Below are 11,797 nucleotides of genomic sequence, written 5' to 3'. Positions count from 1 at the left end.
CTTTAACATCCGGCGGGGGCCGGCCCCCCCCGGGGGTGGCGCGTGGGGGCGGGCGGGCCCTCTAGAGGGGGCGCCCGGGGGCGGGGGGGGGGGGGGGGCCCCCCCCCGCCCCCCGGGCCGCCCCGCCCGGAGTACCGTCCCTACGCCGTCGGCAGGTCGAGGACGTCCTCCACCGGCCGGCGCGGGGTGGCGGCACCGGGCGGGCCGTAGCCCACCCGCAGCACCAGTTGGACGTGGCCGGGCCCCTCGGCGGGGTCGCGCAGGCGCCAGCGCAGGTCCGGCCACTCGACCGCCTGGTGCCACACCGTCAGCCGCAGCCCGTGCACGGTGGCCAGCAGCCAGACCCGCTCCAGTGCCTGCCCGGTGCGCAGCCAGTCCGCCGGGCCGTCCCCGGCGGTCGCCAGCGTGCACAGCTGGGGCAGCGCCTCGAAGCGCTGGGACGGCTGCGGCGGCCCCTCGTGGTGCGGCGGGCGCCCGGCGAACTCGCGCATCGGCACCCGGGCGTCGTGGTCCTGCGGGCCGAGCGCGGCGTACGGCAGGCCGTCGCCGGCGGCCCCGCCCTCGTCCGGCCGCAGCCAGGAGCGGGTCTCGGCCTGCCGGGCCGGGTCGTGGGCGATCCGGTCCTCGGCCTCGGCGGTGACCTCCAGCACCCGCCGCACCCCCGCCTCCTCCAGCACCGCGAGCGCCACGCCCTCGTCCCGTGCGGCCGCGATCAGCTCCGCCACGACCGCCTCGGGGACGTCCCGGTTGGTGAACGGCAAGCGGCTGGAGTGGCGCTCGGCGATCGCCGGGTAGAGGTCCCGGCCGAACGGACCGTCGGCCGTGGCGCCACCTGCGGCGGGGCCGGAGAGGTCGAGGACCGCCAGCAGACGCGGGTCGGCCGGGTCCGGCAGCAGCCGGACGGCGGTCTCCCGGCCGAGCCGGGCGGCGGCGACCCGGAGGTTGAACAGCGCGGCGCCCGCCGCGATGTGCAGGGCGGCGCCACTGGCGTCCGCGAGCGGCACGGACCGGTCCGGATCGGCCAGCACTTCGACACCGCCCCCGTCCGGGGTGGGCCGGAAGCGCCACGGCTGGCTGTTGTGCAGCGAGGGCGCCGCGCCGCCGGCGGCGGCGAGCAGGCGCAGGTCGGCCGGAGTGAGGGCTGACTGGGTCATGGTGATCCTCTCCTTGCCTCGGCGCTCCGGAGCCGGTCCCACGGACGGCGCGGACACGAGTCCCGGTACTCCCGAGAGTGCGCCGGGCCGGGCGGCGGGGACAGGGTCCAACGGCCCGGATGCCACGGCCGGCCGGCCCGCCCGCGCGGACCTCGGCGGACCGGACCGCCGTGCGGCGACCGCGCGGCTACTCTTCGGGCATGCCGTACGAACTCAACGCCGTCATCGGCGGTTTCGACCTCCTCAGGAGCCGGACCGCCGGCCTCGGGGAGGCGGTCGTCGCCCCGCTCCGGCAGCGCCTGGGGCTGGTGCCCGTCACCGAACGGCTCCTGGGGGCGCCGGCCGGCCCGTCCCCGGCCTTCGAGCGGACCCTGGGCGCCTGGTCCCGGGGCGGGCCGGTCGCCCACGTGACGGCGGAGTTCCACGGCGGGGACGGGTACCAGGCCGCTGCCGTGTGGCGGGCCGGCGCGCGGGTGTGGGGTCCGGCCCGGACCCGGGACTTCACCGGACCGCGGGAGGCCTGGCCGGTCAACGCCGCGCTCGCCCTGCTCGGGGTCGTGGCGAGCGGCTCCGGACGGGCGGACCACCACGACCTCTTCCTGGCGGCCGGGCTCGGCGGGGAACAGGACATGGACGGCTGGCGGTCGGCCGGCCGGAGCGCCCGGTGGGCGGCGACCTACGACGCGTGGCTCGCGGCCCGGCTTGCGGAGCAGGACCGAACGGCGCGTGCCGCCGCCGAGGCTGAGCGGCACCGCAGGCTCCCGGACGTCCCGGTGGCCCTGGACGGCAAGGCGATCATGGACCTGCTCGGCCTGCCGCCGGGCCCGCTGATCGGTGCGGCCACGCGCCATCTGCAGGATCTGCACCTCGAACGCGGCCCGCTCTCCCGGGAGGAGGCCGTGGCCCGGCTGCGGAGCTGGGCCACGGAGCACCCGGGCCGCTGAACGGGACCGACCCGGGGTCAGTCGTGCGGGACGACCGCCACCGGCGCCTGGGCGTGGTGCAGCACGGCGTGGGCGATGCGGCCCAGGCGGGGTCCGATGTCATGGGGGCGGCGACGGCGGCCGACCACGACCAGGGCGGCGCCGGCGGAGTCCTCGACCAGGGTGCGGGCGGCACCCAGGCGGGCCTCCTCGACGACCTCGGTCTCCGGGTGGCGCCGGCGGTGGGCGGCGAGGGCGTCGGCCAGGGCCTTCTCCTCCACCGCCTGGAGCTGGGCCATCTCGGAGCCGGACGGCAGGAAGCCGACGACGGCGAAGGCGGGCGGCAGGTCCCAGCCGTGGACGGCGCGGACCCGGGCACCGCGCAGGGCGGCCGCGCGGAAGGCGAAGTCGAGCACCGCGTCGTCGGGCGCGGCGGCGTCCACGCCGACCACCACCTCGGGCACCGCCGGCTCGCCCGCCCGCTCCCCGGCGGGCTCCTCGGCCCGGTCCGTCGGCCGGACGACCACCACGGGCACGGCCGCCCGCCCGGCGACCGCCATGCTCACCGAGCCGAGGAGCAGCCCCGTGAAGCCGCCCAGCCCGCGCGAGCCGAGGACCAGCAGGGCGGCGTCCTCGGCGGCGGCGACCAGGCCGTCCACGGCGGCGTCCAGCACCACGTCGGTCTGGACGGTCAGGCCGGGGTGGCGGGCCTGGACGTCCTCGGCCGTCAGGGTCAGCATCCGCTGGGCGGCGGCCGGCAGGTCCTCGGGGTCGGCGAAGGAGGCACGGCCGTCGGTGAGCCACGGCCAGGCGTGCAGCAGCCGCAGCGGGACCCCGCGCCGCAGCGCCTCCTCGGCGGCCCAGTGGGCGGCGGCGGTGCTCTGGGGCGATCCGTCGACTGCGGCCAGGACTGCGGGCGTCATGGGAGGTTCCTTCCGCTGCGAGGGCCGCCGCACGGGGCGGGCCTTCCGGGGTGGTTGGTGCAGGTGGCCGGGGTGCTGCGCTGACGCACCGTCGGCCCCTGTGAACCACCCTGGCCCCGGCCCGGCGCGCCCCGCCAGAGGCCGCAGGGCCCTTCGGCCAGGGCCGTAGGTCCCGCGGGCCCGTCCGCGGCAATGGCGCGAACAGCGTGCGACCGGCGCGCGTGTGGCCGATCGCACCCCGTCCGGCGCGTTCATGACCGACCCCGGCGTTCCGCGCACATGCCTGCGGCACTAACGTGAATCCGACAATCCGACCGGTCGGCCGACCGAGCGCGGAGCCGGACCAGCAGCACGGGAACACGAGGAGGACGCCGGTGGGCGGCGCGGAGGAGACGCGGGCGGGCACCGGCGGGGACCAGGGCGGACGGACGGACGACGCCCCGCCGCCCGGCTGTCCGGCGCACGCGGGCGCGGCACGTCCGGGAACCGCACCGGCCCGCCCCGCGGGCGTGCCCACGGCCCCGCCCGCGTCCGCCGTCGGCGGCCAGCGGATACCGCAGCTGCGCCTGGACGAGCTGCTGGAGGAGCTCCAGTGGCGGATCGACGCGGCGCGCGGCACCCGCGACCGGGTGCACAGCCTGCTGGAGGCGGTGCTGGCGGTCGGCCGCGAGCTGGACCTCTCCCAGGCGCTGCACCGCATCGTCGAGGCCGCCGCCGACCTGGTCGACGCCCGCTACGCGGCGCTCGGCGTGATCGGCGCGGACGGCTACACGCTCTCGCAGTTCCTGACCGTCGGCCTCACCCAGGAGGAGATCGACGCGATCGGCCCGCCGCCGACCGGCCGCGGCATCCTCGGCGAGCTGATCCGCGACCCGCAGCCGCTGCGCTGCCCGGTGCTCTCCGAGCACCCGGCCTCGGTGGGCTTCCCGGCGAACCACCCGCCGATGCACACCTTCCTCGGGGTGCCGGTGCGGGTGCGCGGCGAGGTGTTCGGCAACCTCTACCTGACCGACAAACGCGGCGGCCTGGACTTCGACGCGGACGACGAGGCGGTGATCTCGACGCTGGCGGTGGCCGCCGGGGTGGCGATCGACAACGCCCGGCTCTACGAGGAAGCGCACCGTCAGCAGCGCTGGCTGCGGGCGAGCGCCGAGATCACCCGCAGCCTGCTGTCGGGCGCGCCCCGGCTGGAGGTCGTGGAACTGATCGCGCACCGGGCCCGGGAGATCGCGGGCGCCGAGCTGGCCGACGTCTCGGTGGCGCTGGCCGACCCGGGCGAGCGGGCGGGCGAGCTGACCGTGGAGGTGGCGCTCGGCGGGCGGTCCGAGGCCCGGCTCGGGGTGACGGTGCCGGTGGACGGCACGCTGTCCGGCGCCGCGTACGCCTCGGGCTCGCCGGCGACCAGTGACGAGCTGGAGCAGGACGACCGCTTCCCGGCCGGGCCGCCCGGGCGGTTCACCGGGCTGGGGCCGGCCGTGGCGGTGCCGCTGGGCACCGGCGAGGGGTTCGGGCGCGGTGTGCTGCTGCTGGCCCGGGAGAGCGGGCGGCCGCCGTTCACGGCCGAGGAGACGGGCCCGCTGCTGGGCTTCGCCGACCAGGCCGCGCTCGCCCTGGAGCTGGCCGAACGCCGCCGGGACGCCGAGCAGTTGACGCTTCTGGAGGACCGCGACCGGATCGCCAGGGACCTGCACGACCTGGCCATCCAGCGGCTGTTCGCGACCGGGATGACGCTGCAGAGCGCGGGCCGGCTGATCGAGAGCCAGAGCGCGGCCGACCGGGTGAGCCGGGCGGTGGCGGACCTGGACGAGACCATCAAGATCATCCGCTCGACCATCTTCGGGCTGCGCGCCCACAGCGAGCCGGACCGGGGGCTGCGGGCCCGCGCCACCCGCGCCGTCGGCGAGGCGCAGGCCACGCTCGGCTTCGCGCCGCGGCTCAGCATGGAGGGCCTGCTGGACACCGACGTGCCGCAGGAGCTGGCCGAGCACGTGATGGCCGTGCTCGGCGAGGCGCTCAGCAACGCCGCCCGGCACGCCCGCGCCAACCGCGTGGAGGTGGCCCTGCGCGCGGCCGGCGGGACGGTGACGCTCACCGTGACCGACGACGGCGTGGGCGTCCCCGCCGGCGGCCGCCGCAGCGGCCTGCGCAACCTCGCCGAGCGCGCCGAGCGGGCGGGCGGCACCTTCGAGCTGCTCCCGGCCGACGGCGGCGGCACCCGCCTGGTCTGGCAGGCCCCGCTGGGCGTCTGAACCCGCACCCCACCGGCCTCGGCCCCGCACGCCGTCGGCGTGCGGGGCCGAGGCCTCAGGACGGGTCGGGCGTCAGATGGCGGCCGACGACCAGCTCGGGGGCGATCCGGATCTCCGTGCGGTCCGCGGAGACCGGGGAGGGCCGGCGGACCTCGGCGCGGCCGAGGACGGTGACGCACCAGCCGGTGCCGTCGGTGCCGTCCACCTCGTCGGCCTCGAAGGCGATCACCGCGCCGTCCACGGCGCGCGCCAGCTCCGAGCCGGGCGCCGTGGAGAGCAGGACGCCGCCGAGGGCGTCCAGCCGGAAGCGGACCGGGAGGACGGCGGGCAGGGCGCCGACGGTGTAGACCACCCGGCCCACGCCGGTGCGGCCCAGCAGCTCCAGGGCCCTGGTCTCGTCGAGTTCCCGCGGATGGCGGGGCAGCGGCCGGACCCGTGGCTCGACCTGCACGGGCGCGGCTTCAGGATCGGCGTTCATGGCACCGATCGTCGCCCGCCGGGCCGGGACGGGGCGAGGGCCGATGGTCCCGCCGAGGGTCCCGCCCGGCCTACGGCGAACGTCCCGGTGCCGCAGGGGGGATGAGGGCGGCGGACGGCGAACGGCCCCGGTCACCTCAGGCGGGCGGGCGACCGGGGCCGGGCGGGGGGCGGCGGCGTCAGCCGCGGGAGCCGTAGCCGTGGACGCGCGGGTGGTGCGCGGACCGGTCGGCGGCCGACTGGCGCAGCTCGGTGGCGATCAGCGCCGCCTGCACCCGCCGCTCGACGCCGAGCTTGGCCAGCAGCCGGGAGACGTGGTTCTTGACCGTCTTCTCGGCGAGGAAGAGCCGTTCGCCGATCTGCCGGTTGGTCAGCCCCTCGCCGATCAGCGCGAGCACCTCCTGCTCGCGCGCGGTCAGCTCCGGGCCGCCGGCGGACGGCTGCTCCGGCTCGGCCTCGCTGCGCAGGCGGTTGAGCAGGCGGGTGGCGGCGCCGGGGTCGAGCATCGAGCGGCCGGAGGCGACCGTCCGCACGGCGGCGATCAGGTCGGTGCCGCTGATCTGCTTGAGCACATAGCCGGCGGCGCCCGCCATCACGGCGTCGAGCAGCGCCTCCTCGTCGTCGAAGGAGGTGAGCATCAGGCAGGCGAGATCGGGCATCCGGGAGCGCAGCTCGCGGCAGACGGCCACGCCGTCGCCGTCACCGAGGCGCACGTCCAGGACGGCGACGTCCGGGCGCAGCGCCGGGATGCGGACCAGGGCCTGCTCGGCGGTGCCGGCCTCGCCGACCACCTCCAGGTCCGGCTCGCCGTCCAGCAGGTCGTGCACGCCGCGGCGCACCACCTCGTGGTCGTCCAGCAGGAACACCCTGACCGGTGCCGGCGTCTCGGTCCCGGTCGTCTCGCTCGCCATGTCGCGGCTCCACCCTCTCCGTGCCCGGCACACCACACGCCGGGTCCATCGCATCATGCCCCACCACCCGCGCGGCGCCCAGGGCCGAACGGCCCCAATCCGGCCGCGCCCGCCCGGGAGCGCTACTCCCCCAGGAGGGAGGTGAGCACCCGCTCGACCGCGCCGAAGGCCAGGGCGCTGTCGAGCGGGTTGGAGTAGGTCCGCGACCAGGTGATCAGCCCGCCCCGCACCCGCGCGAACATCACCATGTCGAGGGCGAAGCGCTTGCCGGTGGCCAGGACCTCGCCGTGCAGGCGGTACTCGGCCACGGCCAGTTCGGGGTCGTCGGTGCCGTGCACGGCGACCCGGTCCACGGCGTCGAAGCGCTGCACCGCCGCGCCGCGCCGCAGGTGCTCGACGAAGGCCTCGCGGCCGGGCCGCTGCGGGGGCACGCCGGGCAGCAGGTAGGGCAGTTCGAAGACGGCGTCGGTGGTGACCAGGTCGGCCACCGCCTCGTCGGGGCCCTTTCCCATGAGCTGGACGAACTGCCGGAGCACTTCGCTCGGCGCGGCGGTGGCGGTCATCGGACGCTCCTCTCGGCGGGCCGGAGCGGCGGCGCCCCGGTCGCCTGATTGATATCCGGCCCGGCTGCGGCTCAGCAAGGGTGCAGCAAATGATATTTGACGAACAGTCAGCGATGGTCAGGCGCGCCGGCGGCGGGCGTTGCCGAGACCGATGAGCAGGAAGGCGGTGGAGACCGCGACGGCGCTGCCCGCGGCGGTGGCCAGCCGCGGGGCGAGCGGTCCGCCGCCGGAGAGCAGGATGGACGCGGCGCCGAGCGAGGCGACCGCCAGGCCGACGAGCAGCCAGCCGGACAGGGCCCGCGGCGAGGGGCGCACCGGCACGGGCACGGGGTTCGGGTCGATCAGGGCCCAGCGCACGGCCTGCTCGCGCCGTTCGGCGCGGCTCTGGAGGTGGGCGCGGACCCGCAGCAGGACGCCGGCGACCAGGCCGGCGAGCGCGATCTCGGCGGCGGGCTGCCAGGCGGGGACGGCCAGCAGCAGGCCGCCGGCCAGGGCCAGGCAGGCCCACCAGGTCACGCAGGCGGCCGCGGCGGTGCGGGACGATCGGGGGCGGTCGTCGCCGGACTGGAGGTCGGCGATGGCGGGCAGGTACCAGACGCAGCCGGACGCGGTGATCGCGGCGGTGCCGATGGCCAGGACGATGTGGGACATGGTGCCGTGCACTCCTCAAGCCTCGGGCGGTTCGGAGAGGGGGCCGCTCCCGCCCGCCCGGGGGCTGTGCGCGGGCGGGAGCGGCGTTCTGGGGGTCTGGGCCGTCAGGGCCCGTCAGCCGTCGTCGCCGGTACGGCCGGACGCGGCGCCGCCGCCGAGCGCGCGGGCGCGGCGCGGCGCGGGCTCGTCGTACGCGGCGGGGGCGACCCCGGCGAGGTGCTTGGCGGGCACGCCGTTGTGGTCCAGGTAGTCGCGGGCGGCGATCTCCGGGTGGTGCAGGTCGAACGCCGGCGATTCGGTGCGGATCCGGGGCAGCGAGGTGAAGTTGTGCCGCGGCGGCGGACAGGAGGTGGCCCACTCCAGGGAGCGGCCCCAGCCCCACGGGTCGTCGACGGTGACCTTCTCGCCGTACTTGGCGGTCTTCCAGACGTTGTAGAGGAACGGCAGGAGCGACAGGCCCAGCAGGAAGGAGCCGATGGTGGACACCGTGTTGAGCGTGGTGAACCCGTCGGCGGCCAGGTAGTCGGCGTAGCGGCGGGGCATGCCCTCGGCGCCGAGCCAGTGCTGGACGAGGAAGGTGGTGTGGAAGCCGATGGTCAGTGTCCAGAAGCAGATCCGGCCGAGCCGCTCGTCGAGCATCCTGCCGGTCATCTTGGGCCACCAGAAGTGGAAGCCGGCGAACATCGCGTAGACCACGGTGCCGAACAGCGTGTAGTGGAAGTGCGCGACGACGAAGTAGGAGTCGGAGACGTGGAAGTCGATCGGCGGGGCCGCGAGCAGCACGCCGGTCAGGCCGCCGAACAGGAAGGTGACCAGGAAGCCGACGGTCCACAGCATCGGCGTCTCGAAGCTCAGTGAGCCCTTCCACATGGTGCCCACCCAGTTGAAGAACTTCACGCCGGTGGGCACCGCGATCAGGAAGGTCATGAACGAGAAGAACGGCAGCAGCACTTGCCCGGTGACGTACATGTGGTGCGCCCACACCGTGACCGAGAGGCCGGCGATGGCGACGGTCGCGGCGATCAGGCCGCCGTAGCCGAACATCGGCTTGCGGCTGAAGACCGGGATGACCTCGGAGACGATGCCGAAGAACGGCAGCGCCAGGATGTACACCTCGGGATGGCCGAAGAACCAGAACAGGTGCTGCCAGAGCATGGCCCCGCCCGAGGACGGGTCGAAGACGTGCGAGCCGAACTTGCGGTCGCACTCCAGGGCGAGCAGCGCGGCCGCCAGCACCGGGAAGACCAGCAGCACCAGGACGGAGGTGAGCAGCACGTTCCAGCAGAAGATGGACATCCGGAACATGGTCATGCCCGGGGCCCGCATGCAGATGATCGTGGTGATGAAGTTGACCGCGCCGAGGATGGAGCCGAAGCCGGAGAGCGCGACGCCCATGATCCACATGTCGGCGCCGACGCCGGGCGAGTGGATGGCGTCGGACAGCGGCGCGTAGAGGAACCAGCCGAAGTCGGCGGCGCCCTGCGGGGTGGCGAAGCCGGCGGCCGCGATCAGCGAGCCGAACATGAACAGCCAGTAGGCCAGCATGTTCAGTCGCGGGAAGGCGACGTCGGGTGCGCCGATCTGCAGCGGCATGATCCAGTTGGCGAACCCGGTGAACAGCGGCATGGCGAAGAGCAGCAGCATCACCGAGCCGTGCATGGTGAAGGCCTGGTTGAACTGCTCGTTGGAGAGGATCTGCGTCCCCGGCCGGGCGAGCTCGGCGCGCATGACCAGGGCGAGGATGCCGCCGATCAGGAAGAAACCGAACGACGACACCAGGTACATGGTGCCGATCGTCTTGTGGTCGGTGGTCGTCAGCAGCCGGACCAGGGACGAGCCGGGTCGTTTGACCCGCGCCTCTCCCGGTCGGGCGGCCGACGGCGGCAGCGCGCTGTCGCCCTGTGCCTCGATGGCGCTCAAGGACGCACTCCTTCGAAAACTTCTGCGGATGGATGGCGATCCATGATCGGAACGCACCACCCGTGCGCCCTAGGGCCGTTGGACCCAGCGGGCCGGGGCCGGTGGGCCTCGGATCGGGGCCCCCGGCCGGGACCACCGTCCGCCCGTCCGCCCGTGCCGGCCCGACGCCCCCGGGTACGACGAAAGACCGGCGCGGCCGGGAGAGTTGACGTTCTCCCGGCCGCGTCGGCGGGGCGCGGAAACGTTCTTCCGCGCCCGGGTCCTCAGCGTGTCGGACGCCCAGTCCGGGGAGGGGGGCGTCAGACGCGTCCGGGGACCCGGGTCGGGGCCCGCGAGGGGCGGGTTCGCGGGCCCGTGGTCCAGGAGGCGGCGGCCCCGGTCAGGAGGCGGCGGCCTTACCCGCGATCAGCCGGTAGCCGGCCACCAGGTCGGGCTGGATGGCCACCGTGTGGTCCATCGAGGCGTTCACCCAGGGGCTCAACAGGGCGCGGTAGCGGGCCAGCAGGGCGGGGTCGGTGACCGGCCGGGCGAAGCCGGTGACCACCACGCTCCAGCCGAGCCTGGTCACCGGGTCGATCGCGTCGGCCTCGTAGGCGACCACCACTCCGGTCTCCTCGCTGCCCGCCGTGACCGCGGTCAGCGCGGCGCCGTCGTGGGTGCGGATCACGATCGTGTCGTCCACCAGGAGGTGGTTGACCGGGCGGATCGCGGGAAGTGCCCGCACCGTGAACACGATCCGCCCGAACGGCGCGCCGGCCAGCAGCCGTAGCGCCTCGGCCCGTTCGAGCGGCACCAGTTCGCGCGGCGGCGCGTCGGCGGGCGGCCGGGGCCGCACCACCGGTCCGGGGTGGCCGGCCGGCGGCCTCGGGCCCGCGGCGCGGCGCCGCGCGCGCAGCCGGCGGCGGCCGGACCCGCCGCTCACGAGGCGGCCGCGATCAGGCCGAGGCCGCCGTCGAAGCGCCGGTAGAGCACCCGGCCGCGCCCCGAACCGGGCTGGGCGAAGAACAGGTAGGGCAGTTCGGCGGCGGTCAGCCGGTCGACCGCCTGATCCTCCGTCAGTTCCGGTGCGCCGCACGGGCTGAGGGTCATCGGGACGGCCGGGCGGGTGGGTGGCCCGGCGGCCACGGTGCGGGCCAGCCGGTAGCCGGTCGGGCCGACCCGGTAGACCACCGCGTCGGTCTCGGTGGCCGGGTCGGTGAACAGGTGGATGTCGTAGTCCATCGCGTCCATGGTGCGGGCGGCGGCGTCCGGCGAGCACCACACCAGCTGCGCCCGCTTGCGCCGGACGATGCGCTGCGGCCCTGCCGGGTACGGGAGTCCGGCGCGCGCCGCGGCGGCCTCGGCGAGGGCGGCCGCCGGGGCGGCCGGTGCCTCGGGCCCGGCGTCCGTCAGCAGCGCGCGGGTGCGGGTCCGGCGCGGCCACGGGCGGGGCGCCCAGCCCGAGGTGACGGCGGCCATCCGGGCGCGCAGCCCCTCGGTGAGCCGGTCCATCGCCTCGCCGAGGTCGGCGGCGGCCTCCTGGACGCGGATCCGCCGGCCGTCCACCTCGGCGTTGACCTGGGTCAGCACGCCCGCCCCGGCGGGGGAGCCCGCCGCGCCGATCGTCCCGACCCGCACCCGCAGCGACTCCACCAGGGCGTCCGCTCCGCCCACCACGGCGGCGACCCGGGCCCTCGCATCGGCCGCGAAGCCCCGCGAAATCCCCTCGCACATCCGCACCGTGACCAACTCGCCCACCTCAGGCCTCTTCCCGTTCCGCCACACTCTGGTCCTTCCGCGCCGACCCGCCCCCCGGGCGGCCCCGCACTGCGGCGCGGCGATCACGATCCCGCCCCGGCACCACGCTCACAAGGGCCGAACGGCCCCATCGGCCCGCGCCCACCGGCCCCTTCGCCCCCGGAAGACCCCGGCCGCACCCGGCCCGCACCTCTCCCGCACCTCTCCCGCACCCCGGCCGCACCCCGGCCGCGCGGCGCCCGTTCACCCGTGGCATCATCGGCCCATGTCGGTCCCAGACGACCAGTCC

At 76.2% G+C, this 11,797-nt stretch carries 11 protein-coding genes; 2 read left to right on the top strand and 9 right to left on the bottom strand.

The window, feature by feature from the left end; all coding sequences use genetic code 11:
* Positions 1-140 precede the first annotated feature (140 nt).
* On the bottom strand, positions 141-1,154 hold the full coding sequence (locus ACFZBX_RS29270; RefSeq protein ID WP_391536814.1) for an Acg family FMN-binding oxidoreductase: 1,014 nt from the start codon (positions 1,152-1,154) through the stop codon (positions 141-143).
* 200 nt (positions 1,155-1,354) lie between these two features.
* Here ACFZBX_RS29270 and ACFZBX_RS29265 point away from each other — a divergent pair, with 200 nt between their 5' ends.
* Positions 1,355-2,098: a hypothetical protein gene (locus ACFZBX_RS29265; RefSeq protein WP_391536813.1), complete on the top strand. Its 744-nt coding sequence runs from the start codon at positions 1,355-1,357 to the stop codon at positions 2,096-2,098.
* Positions 2,099-2,115: 17 nt separating this feature from the next.
* On the opposite strand, the gene ACFZBX_RS29260 is transcribed toward ACFZBX_RS29265, so the two are convergent.
* Positions 2,116-3,000 carry a universal stress protein gene (locus tag ACFZBX_RS29260; protein ID WP_391536812.1) on the bottom strand — a complete coding sequence of 295 codons (885 nt, stop codon included), beginning with the start codon at positions 2,998-3,000 and terminating at the stop codon, positions 2,116-2,118.
* 509 nt (positions 3,001-3,509) lie between these two features.
* On the opposite strand from ACFZBX_RS29260, the gene ACFZBX_RS29255 reads away from it, so the two are divergent.
* Complete coding sequence (locus ACFZBX_RS29255) at positions 3,510-5,249, top strand: GAF domain-containing protein (protein ID WP_391536820.1); 1,740 nt, start codon at positions 3,510-3,512, stop codon at positions 5,247-5,249.
* A gap of 55 nt (positions 5,250-5,304) precedes the next feature.
* On the opposite strand, the gene ACFZBX_RS29250 is transcribed toward ACFZBX_RS29255, so the two are convergent.
* The 7 genes from ACFZBX_RS29250 to ACFZBX_RS29220 form a co-directional block, all read right to left on the bottom strand.
* Positions 5,305-5,727 carry a pyridoxamine 5'-phosphate oxidase family protein gene (locus tag ACFZBX_RS29250; RefSeq protein WP_391536811.1) on the bottom strand — a complete coding sequence of 141 codons (423 nt, stop codon included), beginning with the start codon at positions 5,725-5,727 and terminating at the stop codon, positions 5,305-5,307.
* Positions 5,728-5,905: 178 nt separating this feature from the next.
* A complete protein-coding gene (locus ACFZBX_RS29245) occupies positions 5,906-6,637 on the bottom strand; it encodes a response regulator (protein WP_391536810.1) in 732 nt (243 codons plus the stop codon).
* Between the two features lie 122 nt (positions 6,638-6,759).
* Positions 6,760-7,200: a nuclear transport factor 2 family protein gene (locus ACFZBX_RS29240; protein ID WP_391536809.1), complete on the bottom strand. Its 441-nt coding sequence runs from the start codon at positions 7,198-7,200 to the stop codon at positions 6,760-6,762.
* A 117-nt stretch (positions 7,201-7,317) separates the two neighbouring features.
* Positions 7,318-7,851, bottom strand: a complete 534-nt coding sequence (locus ACFZBX_RS29235; protein ID WP_391536808.1) for a hypothetical protein — start codon at positions 7,849-7,851, stop codon at positions 7,318-7,320.
* Positions 7,852-7,965: 114 nt separating this feature from the next.
* A complete protein-coding gene (gene ctaD, locus ACFZBX_RS29230) occupies positions 7,966-9,771 on the bottom strand; it encodes a cytochrome c oxidase subunit I (protein ID WP_391536807.1) in 1,806 nt (601 codons plus the stop codon).
* Between the two features lie 379 nt (positions 9,772-10,150).
* Positions 10,151-10,606 carry a pyridoxamine 5'-phosphate oxidase family protein gene (locus tag ACFZBX_RS29225; RefSeq protein WP_391536819.1) on the bottom strand — a complete coding sequence of 152 codons (456 nt, stop codon included), beginning with the start codon at positions 10,604-10,606 and terminating at the stop codon, positions 10,151-10,153.
* Positions 10,607-10,689: 83 nt separating this feature from the next.
* Positions 10,690-11,508 (bottom strand): sigma 54 modulation/S30EA ribosomal C-terminal domain-containing protein, encoded by an 819-nt coding sequence (locus tag ACFZBX_RS29220; protein WP_391536806.1) that lies wholly within the window; start codon positions 11,506-11,508, stop codon positions 10,690-10,692.
* Between the last annotated feature and the right edge of the window lie 289 nt (positions 11,509-11,797).

The organism is Kitasatospora sp. NPDC008115, from assembly GCF_042957205.1.
In the GTDB taxonomy this organism is placed as follows: domain Bacteria; phylum Actinomycetota; class Actinomycetes; order Streptomycetales; family Streptomycetaceae; genus Kitasatospora.
This window is presented reverse-complemented; position numbering and strand designations above follow the sequence as displayed.